The following is a 17536-nucleotide window of genomic DNA, read 5'->3' on the forward strand; positions in this document are numbered from 1 at the left end:
ACTTTTATGAAGAACGACGTCATTTCACCGGAATTTGATGAAAACGGCCGCCCTCTGCGCCGGATTCGTAGTTTTGTTCGTCGCCAGGGGCGACTGACGAAAGGGCAGGAACACGCGCTGGAAAACTACTGGCCGGTGATGGGCGTTGAGTTCAGCGAAGAGCCTGTAAATTTCGCAGAACTGTTTGGCCGTGATGCGCCAGTCACGCTGGAAATCGGTTTTGGTATGGGTGCGTCGCTGGTCGCAATGGCGAAAGCGCGTCCGGAACAGAATTTCCTCGGCATTGAGGTTCACTCGCCGGGCGTTGGTGCGTGTCTGGCTTCAGCCCATGAAGAGGGCGTCGAGAACCTGCGTGTCATGTGCCATGATGCCGTTGAAGTCCTGCATAAAATGATTCCTGACAATTCTTTATCTATGGTTCAGCTGTTTTTCCCTGACCCGTGGCATAAAGCACGTCATAATAAACGCCGTATCGTTCAGGTACCGTTTGCTGAGCATATCTTAAGTAAGCTGAAGCTGGGCGGAGTGTTCCACATGGCAACCGACTGGGAAGCGTATGCGGAACATATGCTGGAAGTGATGTCCTCCATTGACGGGTATAAAAACCAGTCCGAGAGTAACGATTATGTACCGCGCCCACAATCGCGCCCGGTAACCAAATTTGAACAACGTGGTCATCGTCTTGGCCACGGCGTATGGGACTTAATGTTCGAGAGGGTGAAATAATGGCAAAGAACCGTAGCCGTCGTCTGCGTAAAAAGATGCACATCGAAGAATTCCAGGAAGTAGGATTTTCGGTTGCATGGCGTTTCCCGGAAGGGACATCTGGAGAGCAGGTCGATCAAATCGTTGATGACTTTATCAATGAAGTTATCGAACCGAACAAGCTGGCTTTTGACGGCAGCGGCTATCTGGCCTGGGAAGGTCTGATCTGTCTGCAGGAAATCGGCAAATGCACCGAAGAACATCAGGCAATCGTGCGTAAGTGGCTGGAAGAGCACAAACTCGAAGAAGTGCGCACCAGCGAACTTTTCGATGTTTGGTGGGACTAAGTAGCACAGGGTCGGCAAATGCCGGCCCGATTTGTATTGAGGGATAGATATGATGCGCAAAACGCTGCTGGCGGCAGTCCTCACGTTCACGGCGATGGCCGCACATGCAGATTATCAGTGCAGCGTCACCCCACGTGACGATGTGATTTTGAGCCCGCAAACGGTGCAGGTGAAAGGCGAAAACGGCGATCTGGTTATCACGCCGGCTGGCAACGTCACCTTCAACGGCAAACAGTACACCCTGAATGCTGCACAGCGTGAGCAGGCCAAAGATTATCAGGCGGCATTGCGAAGCAGTCTGCCATGGATTGATGAGGGAGCCAGAGCGCGTGTGGAAAAAGGACGCGTGGCGCTGGATAAAATCATCGCCAAAGAAGTGGGTGAAAGCAGCAACATGCGCGGCCGCTTAACCAAGCTTGATGCGCAATTAAAAGAGCAGATGAATCGTATCATCGAGCACCGTACAGACGGTCTGACCTTTCATTATAAGGCAATCGATCAGGTGCGTGCTGATGGCCAACAGTTGGTCAATCAGGCGATGGGCGGCATTTTGCAGGATAGCATTAACGAAATGGGTGCTAAAGCCGTGCTCAAAGGCGGCGGTAATCCGCTGCAGGGTGTGCTCGGTAGTCTGGGCGGTTTGCAAACGTCAATTCAGAATGAGTGGAAGAATCAGGAACAAGACTTCCAGCAGTTTGGCAAAGATGTTTGCGCCCGCGTCGTGACGCTGGAAAACGATCGTAAAACGCTGGTTAGTAGTCTGAAATAATCTTCACCTCTTTTTAACGGCACAGAAACATTTCTGTGCCGTTTTATTTTGTGTTTATCTTCTTTTTTGATATCCATCTCTAAGAATGACAATTTGATGGAGATATAAATCTGGTTAATTGGATTGCATCACATTATTCATCTGTGGGATGGACATAATGCAGCAAATTCAAGTAACTGGAGAAATAACATGGAGTTTTTCAGAAAAACGGCACTGGCAGCACTGGTTATGGGTTTCAGCGGTGCAGCGCTGGCATTACCTAATATCACCATTTTAGCGACTGGCGGGACGATTGCCGGCGGTGGTGATTCCGCGACAAAATCTAACTACACGGCGGGTAAAGTTGGTGTAGAAAACCTGGTAGATGCAGTGCCTCAGCTGAAAGACATTGCGGTCGTGAAAGGTGAGCAGGTGGTGAACATCGGCTCCCAGGATATGAATGACGAAGTCTGGTTAACGCTGGCGAAGAAGATTAATACCGAGTGTGATAAAACCGACGGCTTCGTGGTAACGCATGGTACGGATACCATGGAAGAAACCGCCTATTTCCTCGACCTGACCGTCAAGTGCAACAAGCCGGTGGTACTGGTCGGCGCAATGCGTCCGTCTACGGGTATGAGCGCCGATGGCCCGTTCAACCTGTATAACGCAGTGGTAACCGCCGCAGATAAAGCCTCAGCTAACCGCGGTGTGCTGGTGGTGATGAACGACACCGTTATGGATGGTCGCGACGTGACCAAAACCAATACCACCGATGTCGCTACCTTCAAATCCGTTAACTATGGCCCGCTGGGTTATATCCATAACGGAAAAATCGATTACCAGCGTACGCCTGCGCGTAAGCACACCACATCGACTCCGTTTGATGTGTCTAAGCTGACCGAGCTGCCGAAAGTGGGGATTGTTTACAACTACGCGAATGCTTCTGACCTGCCGGCAAAAGCGCTGGTTGATGCCGGTTACGCCGGGATCGTCAGTGCGGGTGTTGGTAACGGCAACCTGTATAAAACCATTTTTGATACGCTGGCAACTGCCGCGCATAAAGGTACGGTAGTCGTACGTTCATCTCGTGTACCGACGGGGGCAACTACCCAGGATGCGGAAGTGGATGATGCGAAATACGGATTTGTGGCGTCAGGCTCGCTGAACCCGCAAAAAGCCCGCGTGCTGCTGCAGCTGGCGCTGACGCAGACCAAAGATCCTAAACAGATCCAGGAAATGTTTAATCAGTATTAATGGCTGAAGGTGGCTGCGCTTATCGACCTAACCCTGTAGGCCTGATAAGCGCAGTGCCATCCGGCAATTGCCGGATAAGGCCTGGATCATTGCCGTATCACTCCGCCAGAAACAGCTCCAGCAGGGAATTCAAAAACAGCTTACCGTGTTGGGTAATCTGCCAGTATTCATCACATTCACTCAGGTAGCCCTGGGCGATAGCTTCATCGATCTGTTGACGAATAACGTCTTCGCTAAGCCCGGTATATTGCGTGAACTCCGCGCGAGGCGCGGCTTCCAGTAAACGGAAACGGTTCATGAAGAACTCGAACGGCTTATCGGCCTCGGCGACATCACGCTGGCTTTCGAGATAACGCCCCTGCATGTATCCGCGCGGATGCCGCGTTTTGGTGGTGCGCAGAATGCGCCCGTCAGGGAACGTGATTTTGCCATGCGCACCGCAGCCAATACCGAGATAGTCACCAAAACGCCAGTAATTAAGGTTGTGCTGACACTGATAGCCCGGCTTAGCATAGGCTGAGGTTTCGTACTGCTGATAACCGGCGGCGGTCAGCAACTGGTGGCCTTGCTCAAAAATATCCCACAGCGCATCGTCATCCGGTAATACCGGCGGTCGGGACCCGAACAGCGTGTTGGGTTCGATGGTCAACTGATACCAGGAAAGATGCGGCGGATTGAGCGCGATGGCCTGCTGTAAATCGCCCAGCGCCTCTTCCAGCGTCTGATCCGGTAAACCATGCATCAGGTCGAGGTTAAAGCTGCGTAGCCCCAGACCACTCGCCAGGTGTGCTGCGCGTTTGGCTTCTTCCGGCCCGTGAATACGTCCCAGACGTTCGAGCTTGGCGGAGCTAAAGCTCTGTACGCCAATCGAGATCCGGTTTACGCCAGCGCGTTGATAATCAACAAAGCGATCAGCTTCCACCGTCCCGGGATTCGCCTCCATTGTGATTTCTGCATCTGCGGCCAGATTCAGCCGTGCGCGCACGCCGTCGAGCAACGTTTGCATTGCCGGGCCAGAAAGCAGGCTCGGCGTACCACCACCGATAAAAATCGTCTTTACTTCACGTCCCTGGGCGTGGTCCACCTCAGAACCCAGATCGCTCAGCAGGTGCTGGACATAGTCGTCATGAGGAACCTCGCCCTTGAGTGCATGCGAGTTAAAGTCGCAGTACGGGCATTTCTGCACGCACCACGGGATGTGAATATAAAGACTTAACGGCGGAAGCTTAACCATTACGCAGGGCATCCAGCAGCAGCTTCAGCGCCTGCCCGCGGTGAGAAATCGCACTTTTTTCTTCGCGGGTCAGCTCAGCAGCGGTTTTCCCTTCCGACGGCACAAAAAAGATGGGGTCGTAACCAAAACCACCGTTTCCGGCCGGTTCACGGGTAATCACGCCCGGCCAGCTTCCGTGGCACACTAAAGGCGTGGGATCGTCTGCATGGCGCATATACACCAGCACGCAGTGGAATTGCGCCTGACGCTGGTCATCCGGGACATCCCGCAGGGTGTGCAGCAGTTTTTCCAGGTTCTGTTTGTCAGTCGCGTCTTCGCCGGAATAGCGGGCTGAATAAATTCCCGGCGCGCCGCCAAGGGCGTTAACCGCCAGACCAGAGTCATCAGCAATGGCTGGCAAACCTGTAATTTGCGCGGCATGACGCGCCTTCAGAATGGCGTTCTCAATAAACGTCAGTCCGGTCTCTTCTGCGGAATCAACACCCAGATCCGTTTGGGCAACAACATCAAGACCGAAATCACTCAGAAGAGAGGCGAGTTCACGCACTTTACCGGCATTGCCGGTCGCGAGGACAACTTTTTGCATGGGATACCTAATCAGTTAGTGCCGCAATTTCGGGCGGGATCTGTTGCGGATGAATAATTTTAACCTGTTTATGGCGGCCAAGCTCGCCCTTCTCAATAACGACCTGGCTTTTCGCTACGCGGAACTGTTTGCCGAGAAACTTCACCAGATGGCTGTTGGCTTGTCCATCAACCGGCGGGGCGGTAATGGCGACTTTTAGCTCGTCGCCATGTAAACCCACAATACTGTCACGGCTGGCTTTCGGCTGAATGTAGAGCCGTAAAACCAGACCGTCATCGCAGGGGGTTACGGCACTCATAGTGCCATCCACAGCCCCGGCAGCAGCATGTTGCCTGTCGCCTGTAACACTTCCGCGATCCCCATGTTAATGACATAGAGCAGCAGAACCAGGATCATTGGAGAGAAATCGATCCCACCCATTCCCGGAAGAATACGACGGATAGGGCGCAGCAGCGGATCCGCCAGTTGAATCAGCACGTACTCCACCGGGCTGCGACCCTGGCTGACCCAGCTCATAATCGCCATCACCAGCAGCACCCAGAAAATCAGCAGTCCAATGGTCTTCAGGACAATCAGCACGGCGGCGATCCAGATGATCGGCTGGAACGTGACCACCTTAAACAGCACGATGGCTTTGATAAAGCTGAGAACGAGCGCGACTAATGCTGATGCGCTGTCAATGGGCCCCATCGGAGGAATAATACGGCGTAACGGCCCAATAATGGGCTGAGTGATTTTCACAATAAACTGCGAGAACGGGTTGTAGAAATCGCAGCGAGACCACTGCATCCACACGCGTAGCAGCAGCGCCATGGTATACAGCTCAATTACCGTTGAGAGCAGGAAGGTCAACGTATTCATGGTGTTCCTTAATTTTCCTTATTTTTTAGTGTAATCACGAGCACCAAAAATGGCAGTGCCGATGCGCACCATCGTGCTACCCGCCGCGATAGCGGCATCCATATCATCAGACATCCCCAGTGAGAGCGTATCGATATTTGGGTTGCGTGTTTTCAACCCGGCAAATGCTACCGCCATTTGCTGGGCAACTTCAAACTGCCTTACATAATCTGACTCAGGCGCGGGAATCGCCATCAAACCACGCAGGGTAATGCGCGGCAGCGCAGCGACTTCAGCGGCCAGGGCATCAAGCTCTGCCAGCGGAATCCCTGACTTACTGTTCTCATCGCTGACATTAATCTGGATCAGCACATTCAGCGGCGGCAGGTCTGCCGGGCGCTGTTCGCTCAGACGGGCAGCGATGCGCAGACGATCAATCGTATGGCACCAGTCAAAATGTTCAGCGACCAGACGACTTTTGTTGGACTGTAGCGGGCCGATAAAGTGCCACTGCAGATCGTTGACGCCTTTTTCCTGAAAGTAGCGGATTTTATCCACCCCTTCCTGGACATAGTTTTCACCGAAGGCACGCTGCCCTGCGGTAATGGCTTCTTCGATGGCGCTCGCAGGTTTGGTTTTGCTGACTGCAAGCAACGTAACTTCTTCTGAAGACCGCCCGCAACGCGTCGCGGCGGCTGAGATTTTGTCCCGGACATGTGCCAGGTTATGCGCGATATCGTTCATTTTCCGAGGATGTTCATATGAATATGGAAGAAATAGTGGCCCTTAGTGTAAAGCATAACGTGTCGGATCTACACCTGTGCAATGCATGGCCTGCGCGTTGGCGCATACGCGGAAAAGTCGAAAGCGCACCGTTTACCGCGCCTGACGTAGAGAATCTGCTGATGTGCTGGCTCAGTGAGCAACAACAGGTACAGTGGCGGGAGCAAGGGCAGATTGATTTTGCCGTTACCCTAATGGACTCCCGACGGCTGCGCGCCAGCGCATTTACCCATCAACAGGGAATGTCGCTGGCGCTAAGACTGCTACCGCTGGAATGTCCTCTTTTAGACGATCTCCAGCCTCCCGCGGTCATACCTGAACTGCTGCACAGTGAAAACGGATTGATTCTGGTGACGGGCGCTACCGGCAGCGGTAAATCTACGACCCTGGCGGCGATGGTGAACTATCTCAATCAACACATTGAGGGGCATATTCTGACGCTGGAAGATCCTATTGAATATCGCTACACCAGCCGACGTTGTCTGATTCAACAGCGGGAGGTGGGCGTACACTGCACCTCTTTTGCCGCCGGTTTGCGCGGTGCGCTACGCGAAGATCCCGACGTTATTTTGCTGGGCGAGCTGCGCGACGTGGAAACCATTCGGCTGGCATTGACGGCGGCGGAGACCGGACATCTGGTGCTGGCAACGTTACATACGCGAGGTGCGGCGCAGGCCATCGCGCGGCTGGTAGACACCTTTGCGGCATCAGAAAAAGATCCCGTGCGTAATCAACTGGCGGATAGCCTGCGGGCGGTTATTTCGCAAAAACTGGAGGAGGATAAGCAGGGGGGACGCGTGGCGCTATTCGAGCTGCTCGTCAACACGCCCGCCGTGGGCAATTTGATCCGCGAAGGGAAAACGCATCAGCTACCCGGCGTGATACAAACCGGGCAGCAGACAGGTATGCAGACGTTCGCACAAAGTTTGCAGCAGCGCCAGGCGCAGGGGCGGCTTTAATAGCCCTGCTCGAAATAGCTTTCCAGGATAATAACGGCAGAAGCGGAGTCCACTTTGCCTTTATTCAACGCCCGGTAACCGCCCTGTTCAAACAGGCCTGAGCGGGCTTCGACGGTGCTCAAACGTTCATCGTGTAGCGTTACGGTTACACCAAAGCGACCATGAATGCGGTTGGCGAATTTACGCGCGCGCGCGGTAAGGGGTTGTTCGGTGCCATCCATGTTGAGCGGCAGGCCGACAATGATTTCGTCCGGTTGCCACTCTTTCAGCAGACGTTCAATCAGATTCCAGTCTGGCGTACCGTCCTGCGCTTTGATGGCAGGCAGCGGCCTGGCGGTGCCGGTAATGCGCTGACCCACGGCGACGCCAATACTTTTGGTACCAAAATCAAACGAGAGTAATGTTCCGCTCATCAGGCATGCCCCGCCACGCCGGGCATGGTCTGAATATCTATGCCGATAAGTTTTGCCGCATCGCGCCAGCGATCGGCGATCGGTGTTTTAAACAAAATGTTGAGATCGGCGGGGGCGGTGAGCCAGGCGTTATCCAGTAGCTCTTGTTCCAGTTGGCCTTTTTCCCATGATGAATAGCCTAATGCCACCAGCACTTCGGACGGTTGCTCCTGCGTGCCCAGCGTTTCTAATACATCGCGGGAAGTTGTGATGATGGTGTTATCAGAAATGCGAATACTGGACGCAAAGCGCGACGGTGGGGTATGGAGAATAAATCCACGGTCTTCTGCCAGCGGGCCGCCGAGCATCACGGGCTTATCCAGACGAATGGCCGGATCGCGTTCTTCTGGAGTAATCTTCAGCTTTTCCAGAATCCCTTCAATTTGTAAGTTTTCCAGAGGCTTATTGACGATAATCCCCATTGCTCCGTTCTCATTGTGTTCGCAGATATACACCACGGAACGGCGGAAAATTGGATCCTGGAGAGCAGGCATGGCAATTAGAAAGTGATGCTGTAAATTCATTGTCAGAGGTTCTGTTTCCTGGTTCAAAAAAGCAACAGCGCCCAGTATGTGGGCAAAGTGCGAAGATGTCACCCTCTGAAAATAGCTTGCCGGATGTCGGCTTTGCCTAATCCGGCCTACGGGGTGCAATTGTAGGCCGGATTAGACGCGAAGTCGTCGCCATCCGGCAACGTATTTACTTCTGCAGACGGGCCTCAATGGCGTCCATCAGCATACCGGTAATCGAAACCGGGAACTCCGCTTCAATCTCGCGAATACAGGTTGGGCTGGTGACGTTAATTTCCGTCAGACGATCGCCAATGATATCCAGACCGACAAAAATCAAACCTTTCGCTTTCAGCGTCGGCCCAATGCGACGGGCAATTTCCCAGTCACTGTCGGTTAATGGACGCGGCTCGCCACGACCCCCTGCGGCCAGGTTGCCACGGGTTTCTCCGCCCTGTGGAATACGCGCCAGGCAATATGGAACAGGTTCGCCATCGACCACCAGCACGCGTTTATCGCCGTCTTTAATGGCTGGCAGATAGTTCTGCGCCATGCAGTAGCGGGTACCGTGCTCGGTCAGCGTTTCCGCAATAACGCCAAGGTTTGGATCGCCTTCCTGCACGCGGAAAATAGAGGCCCCGCCCATGCCGTCCAGCGGTTTGAGAATGATGTCGTTGTGTTTTTGCCAGAAGGCTTTCAGTTGCGCTTTGTTACGCGTGACCAGCGTTTCCGGCGTCAGGTCGGCAAACCATGCGGTGAACAGCTTTTCGTTGCAATCGCGCAGGCTCTGCGGTTTGTTGACGATCAGCGTTCCTTTCTCTTCTGCACGTTCCAGAATATAGGTCGCGTAGATGAACTCGGTATCAAACGGCGGATCCTTACGCATCAGAATAACGTCCAGGTCTGCCAGCGGGAGATCCTGTTCGCTCTTAAATTCATACCATTTGTCGTAGTTCTGCTCTACGCTCAGGGTACGCGTATGGGCGCGGGCTTCACCGTTGATAAGATAAAGATCGGCCATCTCCATATAGTGAAGTTCATAACCGCGACGTTGTGCTTCCAGCAGCATAGCGAAGCTGGAATCTTTCTTGATGTTAATGCTTGCGATGGGATCCATCACGATGCCGAGCTTGATCATGTTCTTCTCCGTTTATGCCTTAGCCCAGATCGCCAAAACGCACCTGTAGCGCGGTAATGGCGGTGAGCGCAGTTGTCTCAGTACGCAGAACGCGAGGTCCTAACAGAATATCAGTAAACTGATACCGTGCGGTCATGGCAATTTCATCTGCCGACAACCCACCTTCCGGGCCAATCAGCAAGCGGATGCGCTCCACCGGGAGCGGCAGCGTGTTGATGCTGGCGCTGGCGCGAGGATGCAGATTGAGCTTCAGTCCTTCGTCCTGTTCTGCGCACCATGCTTCCAGATCCATTGCCGGGCGAATTTCAGGCACCCGATTACGACCGCACTGTTCGCAGGCGGCAATGGCGATTTTCTGCCACTGCTGGAGCTTCTTGTTCAGGCGTTCATTGTCCAGTTTAACGCCGCAACGCTCAGAAAAAAGTGGCGTAATGAGGCTTACACCCAGTTCGATCGATTTCTGGATAGTAAATTCCATTTTTTCACCGCGCGACATCACCTGGCCCAGGTGGATATGCAACGGCGATTCCCGATCGTCGGGTTCAGCGTTAAGCACCTTCACCTCCACGCTTTTCTTACTGGCGTGGGTGATTTCGGCGTCAAATACCTGATTACTGCCGTCAAATAGCTGCAGCGCCTGGCCTGGCCCCATACGTAGTACGCGGCCGATATGGTTGGCAGCATCTTCACATAGTGAAATTTGGCTACCGGAAGCGAGTGGCTGTGGGTGATAAATGCGAGGAATGCGCATAGTTAAACATCCGCGTCATGGCCCTGGGCTGCAACAGGCCAGGGCATGGTTAAAAATATTGCCGCTAGTGTAGGTTAGCTCTTTTGCGCCTGGCAAGCGCGTTGCACATAGGGGTTATGATTCCCCTGTACCTTCGCGATGCGTTCGTCGCGCTCACACTCCCAGTCGGTGACCGGATACAGCTTATTCCAGGCGTTAAAAAGCTGGGTTTGCTGGCGGGAGAGCGTCAGGTTGTACTGGTCGCGCATATAAAAATAGGTACGCGCGATGGCGCCACGGGCGCGGGCAGGCGGCTCGGCAACTTTCTCTTTGAAATCAACCTTCATCGCGCACTGTCCATACTGGCCTTCGCCGCCGTTCCACTGGCTGTACATAAAGTTTGCGCGATCGCCATTCACTTCACCTACCGCAGGCTGCAGGTTATGCATATCACTTTCCATCTTGTGATAGACCGGATCCTTCGCACAGTTTTTACGCCCTCCGTCCTGCCAGCACTGGCGCTGATGGCCAAATTGCCAGGCGGGGACAACGTGTTCCCATTCAATTCGACTGGCTCGGTTTTCGTTTTTTCGCACTTTATAGCCGCAGGATTCGAGGTCCACGACCCCTTTTTTGCCTTGCCAGTTAATTTTGCAACCACAATAGAAATCGCCTGGCGCATCGGCGTTAACTTTGACGCCAGCGGCTTTTGCCTGAGAAAAACTGTTGATACCTTCGGCGAACACCGTGCCTGAGAACGCAGCGGCCAACAAGGCTGCTGCAAATGAAAGATTACGGTACATCACGAGCTCCGTGTCAAAACGAGCCCGCAACGTAGCGAAAGTTGTTCCTGTATGCAATCAGCTGGAACAGAAAAGTTCCTGATAATTCTGAAGATTATTCTGCAACCAGCGGCTCACCGCAGTGGACGCAGCGGTAGATGGCTTCGCCACGTACCACGCGGTTATGGCGACGAACGGTCAGTTGGTGTTCCTGACACGAGCAGCGGTAAGTAAAGGTCTTACGCTGCACGGATTGCAGTTCGAACTGATGCGTGCGTCGGGCCGGGACGCTCAGCACGCTTTCCATCATCCATTTCCACTCTTTGCCGTGCGGCGGCACGCGGCCAAAGTATTTCCACACCAGTAAATGCGCCAGTTCATGGGGCACCACTTCGTTAACGAACGCGTCAACGTTCTCCATCAGCAGGACGGGATTCAGACGAATTTCGTAGGTTTGTAGCCACGCGGTACCCGCGGCGGTTCCGCGCTGTTGGTACACCAGCTTAGGTTCCGGGTAATTACGCTCGAGCTTAAGATTGGCCTGGGCGAGTTTTTCCCGCAGGCTGCGCATAACGGCTTGCTGGATAGCGATGGGAAGACGGGAGGTTTTCATAACGCCAGAGGATAGTGCGACAGGGAAGGGACTGCAAGAGGAAGGCTTCCTCCCAGCGGGAGGAAGCGATGAGGTGATTAATCGTGTGCGCCAATTTCGCGCAGTTTACGACCTTTCATCAGGTTACGTTCAATGTGTTCCAGAGAGACATTTTTTGTTTCCGGAATCAGCCACAGGGTCAGGAAGATGAACAGGACGTTCAGACCACCGTAGACCCAGAAAGTATTGGCGCTTCCCAGCGAGTTCAGCATCGTCAGGAAGGTTGCACCGACGATCATATTGGCAATCCAGTTGGTTGCGGTAGAGCAGGTGATACCGAAATCGCGGCCTTTCAGCGGTTGGATTTCAGAGCACAGTACCCAAATCAGCGGACCGGCACTCATGGCGAAACCAACGATAAACATCAGCAGCATCAGTACAGCGAAGTATTGCGCGGCCGCCGAGTGAATACCCACGTGCATCATCGTACCCAGCACGCCCATACCGACGGCCATGACGATAAAGCCGAGGATCAGTGTAGGTTTACGGCCCCAGCGGTCAACCAGACCAATGGCGATAAAGGTTGCCAGCACGTTGGTCAGACCAACAATAACCGTCCCCCACATCTGTTCGGTGGTGTTGGTGTAACCCGCCAGCTCAAAGATTTTTGGTGCGTAATACATGATGACGTTCATCCCGGTGAACTGCTGCATCACCTGTAACAGTACGCCCAGGAACACCGCGCGGCGGAAGTTGCTGTTTTCTTTAAACAGCGCCCAGCCACTCTGTTTTACCTGCAGGCTTTCACGGATTTCATCCAGCTCGCGTTTGGCTTCTGCGCTGGTGTCACGCAGACGCAACAGGACGCGCTCGGCATCGACAAAGCGACGTTTAGCAGCAAACCAGCGCGGGCTGTCCGGCAGGAAGATAACGCCAACCAGCAGTAATAACGCCGGTATGATGATAACGCCCAGCATCCAGCGCCATGCGCCGCTGTAGCTAAACGCGGTATCGGAAAGATACGCACCCAAAATACCGATGGTGATCATCAACTGATACATGGAGATCATGCTGCCGCGAATTTTTTCCGGGGCAATTTCAGACAGGTACAGCGGCGCGGTGTAAGACGCAACGCCGACAGCCAGGCCCAGCAGTACGCGAGAAACCAGCAGTACTTCCACGTTAGGCGCCGCGGCAGAGAACAGTGAACCGGCAACAAACAGGATTGCGCCGATCATCAGACTCTTTTTACGACCCAGTTTGAAGGAGAGCCAACCGCTACCGATAGCGCCGACAGCTGCACCAAACATCATGGAGCTCACCACCCATTCCTGAGTGTGTGCGGTAATTTGGAACTCATCGGTGATGAAAGGTAAAGCACCCGCAATAACACCGATATCCAGGCCAAAAAGTAATCCTGCCAGGGCGGCAAGGAAGCAGACAAAGAATGTCATGGCTTTGTTGGAACGCCCCGCTTTTTTATAGTCAGGCATGATGCCCTCCGGTTGGGTAACTAGTTTTGTTGATGTTAAGGGTAGGTGAGTACGGGGTAAAAAAATGCGAATCACATCACATTAGTGTAATCGGTTACACTAGCATTCATAACTAATATTAATTAACTGTTTGAAAATTAACACTTTATAATACGACTAAATATGGTTAATTGCCTGAAATTAAGACAATCCTGAAAAGTAATGTAACATTGGCGCAAGCGTGACGGAAAAGAGATGTTAACTTGTTGTGGATAGAAAAACGGAGCTATGTAATCGCTTCCATTATTGTTAAAAGGAAAGCTTCACTGCATTGTTCAGGTGACGAGGCGTAGGGGGGAAATTGGGGTATAAAAAAAGACCAGCACGAGGCTGGTCTTACTAAGCGGACAGTCTTCAGTTAATTACTTCAGACCGGCAGCGTCACGCAGCAACTGCGCCTTGTCGGTTTTTTCCCATGGGAAATGTTCGCGGCCAAAGTGACCGTAAGCTGCGGTTTCTTTGTAGATCGGGTGCAGCAGATCCAGCATCTGAATCAGGCCATACGGACGCAGGTCGAAGAACTCGCGCACCAGCAGGGTCAGTTGCTCAGAAGGCACTTTTTCAGTACCGAACGTTTCTACCATGATAGAGGTCGGTTCAGCCACGCCGATGGCGTAGGAAACCTGAATCTCACAACGGTCAGCCAGACCAGCGGCAACAATGTTTTTCGCGACGTAACGAGCTGCATAGGCTGCAGAACGGTCAACTTTAGATGGATCCTTACCAGAGAATGCACCGCCGCCGTGACGCGCCATGCCGCCGTAGGTATCAACGATGATTTTACGACCGGTCAGACCGCAGTCGCCCATCGGGCCGCCGATCACAAAACGACCCGTCGGGTTGATGAAGAATTTGGTCGCAGCGCTCAGCCATTCAGTCGGCAGTACCGGCTTGATGATCTCTTCCATGACGGCTTCTTGCAGAGATTTCTGGTCGATATCTTCAGCATGCTGAGTCGACAGAACCACGGCATCAATACCGACGATTTTGCCGTCGTCATACTGGAAGGTAACCTGGCTTTTTGCATCCGGGCGCAGCCACGGCAGAGTACCGTTTTTGCGTACTTCAGCCTGACGCTGTACCAGACGATGCGCGTAGGTAATTGGAGCTGGCATCAGCACGTCGGTTTCATTGGTTGCATAACCAAACATCAGGCCCTGGTCGCCAGCGCCTTGTTCCAGCGGATCCGCGCGGTCAACACCCTGGTTGATATCCGGAGACTGCTTACCGATGGCGCTCAGAACCGCGCAGGAGTTGGCGTCAAAGCCCATGTCGGAATGCACATAGCCAATTTCGCGAACCGTGTTACGCGTGATCTCTTCGATATCTACCCAGGCGCTGGTAGTGATCTCACCGCCAACTAAAACCATACCGGTTTTGACATAGGTTTCGCAGGCTACGCGTGCTTTCGGATCCTGCTCGAGGATTGCATCCAGCACGGCATCAGAGATTTGGTCAGCGATTTTGTCAGGATGCCCTTCTGATACGGACTCGGACGTAAAAAGGTGTTTTGCCATATTTAATTTCACCTAAGGAATATTTAGTTAGCTCAAACTGTCGAGTGGAATAGCCATGTGTAGAAGATTCTACCATGAGTCTGCAGATGACGGACACTGGCAGTCTGAGTGTTAATCGGTATAGATGGATTAACATCTGGACGGCTATTTTAGGACAGTTCTTCGCCTGATTTCCAGCTTTTTTTGATTGAGGTCGCATTGTACTGAAAATGTAACTGGAAATTTTTCCTGACGGTGCTGGCAATGCGCGCATTTATCTTTTGCTTTTTGACTTCCTTATGGGTATAAAACGCGGCGCGCGGCTCATACAAAAGCACACGACGTTTTCATCGTGTTGCCACTTCCAGCCGGGTTAACACTTTAGCTTTGGCTTGTGGGTTCGTTCCGTCAGGAGCAACCGTGGAGGTGATACGAGATAATGAACCGTTGTATTCTGCTGAATCTGTCGCACCGTTCTGGTGTACATATGTCCCCCGCAATCTGCATCTTGCATACCTGCCGATGTTATACCCATCTCGGCGCTTCTCAGGACTCAAGAGCCGGTAACGGTCACTAAGAACTGAACAAGGGCGCTCTTGGTAAACAAGAGTTTTCTCGTGGTTTCGCCGAACCGTCAGCATTAAGTTCGGTTACGTGTTTACATTGATATGAAAAAGAAACCGGTCGCACAGTCGGAGCGTCAGCACTATCTGCTGGAAATTCTGCCTGTATTTGGGTTGTTATCGCGTCTATGGATTGCGATAGTAGTCAACTGTTTTACACTTGTTAATAAAATTGAGGTTCGCTATGTCTGACGACATTTCTTTGGGTTCGCCTTCGTCAGCAGGCGAACACGGTGTACTACGCTCCATGCAGGAGGTTGCAATGAGTTCCGAGGAAGCCAGCAAGATGCTGCGTACTTACAATATTGCCTGGTGGGGTAATAACTACTATGACGTCAATGAGCTGGGCCACATCAGCGTGTGCCCGGATCCGGACGTACCAGAAGCGCGCGTTGACCTTGCTGAGTTGGTGAAAGCCCGTGAAGCGCAGGGCCAGCGTCTGCCTGCATTATTCTGCTTCCCGCAGATCCTGCAACACCGACTGCGTTCGATTAACGCCGCGTTTAAACGCGCCCGTGAATCTTACGGTTACAACGGCGACTATTTCCTCGTTTACCCGATCAAGGTCAACCAGCATCGTCGCGTGATTGAATCGCTGATCCACTCCGGCGAACCGCTGGGGCTGGAAGCCGGTTCCAAAGCTGAACTGATGGCCGTTTTGGCCCATGCCGGAATGACCCGTAGCGTGATCGTGTGTAACGGCTATAAAGACCGTGAATACATCCGTCTGGCGTTGATTGGCGAGAAGATGGGCCATAAGGTCTATCTGGTCATCGAGAAGATGTCTGAAATCGCTATCGTGCTGGATGAAGCTGAACGTCTGAATGTGGTTCCGCGTCTGGGCGTGCGTGCGCGTCTGGCATCGCAGGGGTCCGGCAAGTGGCAGTCCTCCGGCGGCGAGAAATCAAAATTCGGCCTGGCGGCGAATCAGGTGCTGCAACTGGTGGAAATTCTGCGCGAGCGCGGTCGTCTGGACAGCATTCAGTTGCTGCACTTCCACCTCGGCTCGCAGATGGCGAACATTCGTGATATTGCCACCGGCGTACGTGAATCAGCGCGTTTCTACGTTGAGCTGCACAAGCTGGGCGTGAATATCCAGTGCTTCGACGTTGGCGGTGGTCTGGGCGTGGACTACGAAGGTACCCGTTCGCAGTCTGACTGCTCCGTAAACTACGGTCTGAACGAATACGCGAACAATATCATTTGGGCCATTGGCGATGCTTGTGAAGAACATGGTCTGCCGCATCCGACGGTCATCACCGAGTCTGGTCGCGCGGTGACCGCGCATCATACTGTGCTGGTGTCGAACATTATCGGCGTTGAGCGTAGCGAACACACCGAAGCCACACCTCCGGCTGAAGATGCTCCGCGCGCCCTGCAAAGCATGTGGGAAACCTGGCAAGAGATGCACGAGCCGGGAACCCGTCGTTCGCTGCGCGAATGGCTGCACGACAGCCAGATGGATCTGCATGATATACATGTGGGCTACTCTTCAGGCTCCTTCAGTCTGCAGGAGCGTGCGTGGGCAGAGCAGCTCTATCTGAACATGTGCCATGACGTGCAGAAACAGCTCGACCCGAGCAACCGCGCGCACCGTCCGATTATCGACGAGCTGCAAGAGCGTATGGCGGATAAGATCTACGTCAACTTCTCCCTGTTCCAGTCGATGCCGGATGCATGGGGGATCGATCAGCTGTTCCCGGTACTGCCGCTCGAAGGACTGAATCAGGTGCCAGAGCGTCGTGCGGTGCTATTGGACATTACCTGTGACTCCGATGGTGCTATCGACCATTACGTTGACGGCGACGGGATTGCGACGACCATGCCGATGCCGGAATACGACCCGGAAAACCCGCCGATGCTGGGCTTCTTTATGGTGGGGGCGTATCAGGAGATCCTCGGTAACATGCACAACCTGTTCGGCGATACCGAAGCGGTTGACGTGTTCGTCTTCCCTGACGGCAGCGTGGAAGTAGAGCTTTCTGATGAAGGCGATACCGTGGCGGATATGCTGCAGTATGTGCAGTTGGATCCGAACACTCTGCTGACGCAGTTCCGTGACCAGGTGAAAAAAACCGATCTGGATGCTGAGCTGCAACAGCAATTCCTCGAAGAGTTCGAAGCAGGGTTGTACGGATACACTTATCTCGAAGACGAGTAAGGCTGCTCGGGTTCGCTTGAACCTGGGCAAATTAACGGCGATAATTCGCCCATACAAGTAGT

21 protein-coding genes are annotated in these 17536 nt (G+C 53.3%); 8 read left to right on the forward strand and 13 right to left on the reverse strand.

Annotation, left to right across the window (positions count from 1 at the left end):
* Window positions 1-6: 6 nt before the first annotated feature.
* The 4 genes from trmB to ansB all read left to right on the forward strand — a co-directional run bounded on the left by trmB (window position 7) and on the right by ansB (window position 3057).
* The gene (gene trmB, locus IB196_RS03685) at window positions 7-726 is read left to right on the forward strand and encodes a tRNA (guanosine(46)-N7)-methyltransferase TrmB (RefSeq protein ID WP_003027117.1); all 720 of its coding nucleotides are present in this window, start codon (window positions 7-9) and stop codon (window positions 724-726) included.
* Window positions 726-1052 carry a YggL family protein gene (locus IB196_RS03690; protein WP_040232081.1) on the forward strand — a complete coding sequence of 109 codons (327 nt, stop codon included), beginning with the start codon at window positions 726-728 and terminating at the stop codon, window positions 1050-1052. The genes trmB and IB196_RS03690 overlap by 1 nt, the downstream gene beginning before the upstream one ends.
* A gap of 49 nt (window positions 1053-1101) precedes the next feature.
* Window positions 1102-1821, forward strand: a complete 720-nt coding sequence (locus tag IB196_RS03695) for a DUF2884 domain-containing protein (protein WP_005123277.1) — start codon at window positions 1102-1104, stop codon at window positions 1819-1821.
* A 189-nt stretch (window positions 1822-2010) separates the two neighbouring features.
* The gene (ansB, locus tag IB196_RS03700) at window positions 2011-3057 is read left to right on the forward strand and encodes an L-asparaginase 2 (RefSeq protein WP_149692375.1); all 1047 of its coding nucleotides are present in this window, start codon (window positions 2011-2013) and stop codon (window positions 3055-3057) included.
* Between the two features lie 97 nt (window positions 3058-3154).
* Here the strand turns inward: ansB and hemW are convergent, their stop codons facing one another.
* From hemW to IB196_RS03725, 5 genes are read right to left on the reverse strand one after another with little or no spacing between them, the layout of a single operon-like run.
* The gene (gene hemW / locus IB196_RS03705) at window positions 3155-4291 is read right to left on the reverse strand and encodes a radical SAM family heme chaperone HemW (protein ID WP_188231908.1); all 1137 of its coding nucleotides are present in this window, start codon (window positions 4289-4291) and stop codon (window positions 3155-3157) included.
* Window positions 4284-4877, reverse strand: coding sequence for an XTP/dITP diphosphatase (locus IB196_RS03710; protein WP_005123283.1), 594 nt, complete (start codon window positions 4875-4877; stop codon window positions 4284-4286). Before IB196_RS03710 ends, hemW begins: the two co-directional genes overlap by 8 nt.
* Window positions 4878-4884: 7 nt before the next feature.
* Window positions 4885-5175, reverse strand: a complete 291-nt coding sequence (gene yggU / locus IB196_RS03715; RefSeq protein ID WP_005123286.1) for a DUF167 family protein YggU — start codon at window positions 5173-5175, stop codon at window positions 4885-4887.
* Window positions 5172-5738, reverse strand: coding sequence for a YggT family protein (locus tag IB196_RS03720; RefSeq protein ID WP_003825417.1), 567 nt, complete (start codon window positions 5736-5738; stop codon window positions 5172-5174). The genes yggU and IB196_RS03720 overlap by 4 nt, the downstream gene beginning before the upstream one ends.
* Window positions 5739-5756: 18 nt before the next feature.
* Complete coding sequence (locus IB196_RS03725) at window positions 5757-6461, reverse strand: YggS family pyridoxal phosphate-dependent enzyme (RefSeq protein ID WP_188231909.1); 705 nt, start codon at window positions 6459-6461, stop codon at window positions 5757-5759.
* 17 nt (window positions 6462-6478) lie between these two features.
* Here IB196_RS03725 and IB196_RS03730 point away from each other — a divergent pair, with 17 nt between their 5' ends.
* The gene (locus IB196_RS03730) at window positions 6479-7459 is read left to right on the forward strand and encodes a type IV pilus twitching motility protein PilT (protein WP_040232091.1); all 981 of its coding nucleotides are present in this window, start codon (window positions 6479-6481) and stop codon (window positions 7457-7459) included.
* On the opposite strand, the gene ruvX is transcribed toward IB196_RS03730, so the two are convergent.
* From ruvX to metK, 8 genes are all read right to left on the reverse strand, one after another.
* The gene (gene ruvX, locus IB196_RS03735) at window positions 7456-7872 is read right to left on the reverse strand and encodes a Holliday junction resolvase RuvX (RefSeq protein WP_006686843.1); all 417 of its coding nucleotides are present in this window, start codon (window positions 7870-7872) and stop codon (window positions 7456-7458) included. The two genes, IB196_RS03730 and ruvX, sit on opposite strands and share 4 nt — an antisense overlap.
* The gene (locus IB196_RS03740; RefSeq protein ID WP_003027086.1) at window positions 7872-8435 is read right to left on the reverse strand and encodes a YqgE/AlgH family protein; all 564 of its coding nucleotides are present in this window, start codon (window positions 8433-8435) and stop codon (window positions 7872-7874) included. The genes ruvX and IB196_RS03740 overlap by 1 nt, the downstream gene beginning before the upstream one ends.
* Before the next feature lie 175 nt (window positions 8436-8610).
* On the reverse strand, window positions 8611-9558 hold the full coding sequence (gene gshB / locus IB196_RS03745) for a glutathione synthase (protein WP_188231910.1): 948 nt from the start codon (window positions 9556-9558) through the stop codon (window positions 8611-8613).
* Window positions 9559-9577: 19 nt separating this feature from the next.
* Window positions 9578-10309: a 16S rRNA (uracil(1498)-N(3))-methyltransferase gene (rsmE, locus tag IB196_RS03750; protein WP_040232093.1), complete on the reverse strand. Its 732-nt coding sequence runs from the start codon at window positions 10307-10309 to the stop codon at window positions 9578-9580.
* A 74-nt stretch (window positions 10310-10383) separates the two neighbouring features.
* The gene (gene endA / locus IB196_RS03755; RefSeq protein WP_188231911.1) at window positions 10384-11091 is read right to left on the reverse strand and encodes a deoxyribonuclease I; all 708 of its coding nucleotides are present in this window, start codon (window positions 11089-11091) and stop codon (window positions 10384-10386) included.
* A 94-nt stretch (window positions 11092-11185) separates the two neighbouring features.
* Window positions 11186-11683, reverse strand: coding sequence for a SprT family zinc-dependent metalloprotease (locus tag IB196_RS03760; protein WP_188231912.1), 498 nt, complete (start codon window positions 11681-11683; stop codon window positions 11186-11188).
* Window positions 11684-11760: 77 nt separating this feature from the next.
* Window positions 11761-13155: a galactose/proton symporter gene (gene galP, locus IB196_RS03765; RefSeq protein ID WP_005123305.1), complete on the reverse strand. Its 1395-nt coding sequence runs from the start codon at window positions 13153-13155 to the stop codon at window positions 11761-11763.
* Between the two features lie 401 nt (window positions 13156-13556).
* A complete protein-coding gene (gene metK, locus IB196_RS03770; RefSeq protein WP_040232098.1) occupies window positions 13557-14711 on the reverse strand; it encodes a methionine adenosyltransferase in 1155 nt (384 codons plus the stop codon).
* A gap of 418 nt (window positions 14712-15129) precedes the next feature.
* Between metK and IB196_RS03775 the strand changes: the two genes are divergently transcribed.
* The 3 genes from IB196_RS03775 to speA all read left to right on the forward strand — a co-directional run bounded on the left by IB196_RS03775 (window position 15130) and on the right by speA (window position 17474).
* Window positions 15130-15267 carry a hypothetical protein gene (locus IB196_RS03775; protein WP_269149342.1) on the forward strand — a complete coding sequence of 46 codons (138 nt, stop codon included), beginning with the start codon at window positions 15130-15132 and terminating at the stop codon, window positions 15265-15267.
* A gap of 91 nt (window positions 15268-15358) precedes the next feature.
* Window positions 15359-15505: an acid stress response protein YqgB gene (gene yqgB / locus IB196_RS03780; RefSeq protein WP_005123310.1), complete on the forward strand. Its 147-nt coding sequence runs from the start codon at window positions 15359-15361 to the stop codon at window positions 15503-15505.
* Window positions 15498-17474, forward strand: a complete 1977-nt coding sequence (gene speA / locus IB196_RS03785) for a biosynthetic arginine decarboxylase (RefSeq protein ID WP_072041463.1) — start codon at window positions 15498-15500, stop codon at window positions 17472-17474. Before yqgB ends, speA begins: the two co-directional genes overlap by 8 nt.
* The last annotated feature ends 62 nt before the right edge of the window (window positions 17475-17536 follow it).

The organism is Citrobacter sp. C6_1, from assembly GCF_014596835.2.
Lineage (GTDB): Bacteria > Pseudomonadota > Gammaproteobacteria > Enterobacterales > Enterobacteriaceae > Citrobacter > Citrobacter pasteurii.

Coding starts and splice junctions, on each gene's coding strand:
- trmB (WP_003027117.1), top strand. CDS start 7: ATGAAGAACGACGTCATTTCACCGGAATTTGATGAAAACGGCCGCCCT.
- IB196_RS03690 (WP_040232081.1), top strand. CDS start 726: ATGGCAAAGAACCGTAGCCGTCGTCTGCGTAAAAAGATGCACATCGAA.
- IB196_RS03695 (WP_005123277.1), top strand. CDS start 1,102: ATGATGCGCAAAACGCTGCTGGCGGCAGTCCTCACGTTCACGGCGATG.
- ansB (WP_149692375.1), top strand. CDS start 2,011: ATGGAGTTTTTCAGAAAAACGGCACTGGCAGCACTGGTTATGGGTTTC.
- hemW (WP_188231908.1), bottom strand. CDS start 4,291: ATGGTTAAGCTTCCGCCGTTAAGTCTTTATATTCACATCCCGTGGTGC.
- IB196_RS03710 (WP_005123283.1), bottom strand. CDS start 4,877: ATGCAAAAAGTTGTCCTCGCGACCGGCAATGCCGGTAAAGTGCGTGAA.
- yggU (WP_005123286.1), bottom strand. CDS start 5,175: ATGAGTGCCGTAACCCCCTGCGATGACGGTCTGGTTTTACGGCTCTAC.
- IB196_RS03720 (WP_003825417.1), bottom strand. CDS start 5,738: ATGAATACGTTGACCTTCCTGCTCTCAACGGTAATTGAGCTGTATACC.
- IB196_RS03725 (WP_188231909.1), bottom strand. CDS start 6,461: ATGAACGATATCGCGCATAACCTGGCACATGTCCGGGACAAAATCTCA.
- IB196_RS03730 (WP_040232091.1), top strand. CDS start 6,479: ATGAATATGGAAGAAATAGTGGCCCTTAGTGTAAAGCATAACGTGTCG.
- ruvX (WP_006686843.1), bottom strand. CDS start 7,872: ATGAGCGGAACATTACTCTCGTTTGATTTTGGTACCAAAAGTATTGGC.
- IB196_RS03740 (WP_003027086.1), bottom strand. CDS start 8,435: ATGAATTTACAGCATCACTTTCTAATTGCCATGCCTGCTCTCCAGGAT.
- gshB (WP_188231910.1), bottom strand. CDS start 9,558: ATGATCAAGCTCGGCATCGTGATGGATCCCATCGCAAGCATTAACATC.
- rsmE (WP_040232093.1), bottom strand. CDS start 10,309: ATGCGCATTCCTCGCATTTATCACCCACAGCCACTCGCTTCCGGTAGC.
- endA (WP_188231911.1), bottom strand. CDS start 11,091: ATGTACCGTAATCTTTCATTTGCAGCAGCCTTGTTGGCCGCTGCGTTC.
- IB196_RS03760 (WP_188231912.1), bottom strand. CDS start 11,683: ATGAAAACCTCCCGTCTTCCCATCGCTATCCAGCAAGCCGTTATGCGC.
- galP (WP_005123305.1), bottom strand. CDS start 13,155: ATGCCTGACTATAAAAAAGCGGGGCGTTCCAACAAAGCCATGACATTC.
- metK (WP_040232098.1), bottom strand. CDS start 14,711: ATGGCAAAACACCTTTTTACGTCCGAGTCCGTATCAGAAGGGCATCCT.
- IB196_RS03775 (WP_269149342.1), top strand. CDS start 15,130: ATGAACCGTTGTATTCTGCTGAATCTGTCGCACCGTTCTGGTGTACAT.
- yqgB (WP_005123310.1), top strand. CDS start 15,359: ATGAAAAAGAAACCGGTCGCACAGTCGGAGCGTCAGCACTATCTGCTG.
- speA (WP_072041463.1), top strand. CDS start 15,498: ATGTCTGACGACATTTCTTTGGGTTCGCCTTCGTCAGCAGGCGAACAC.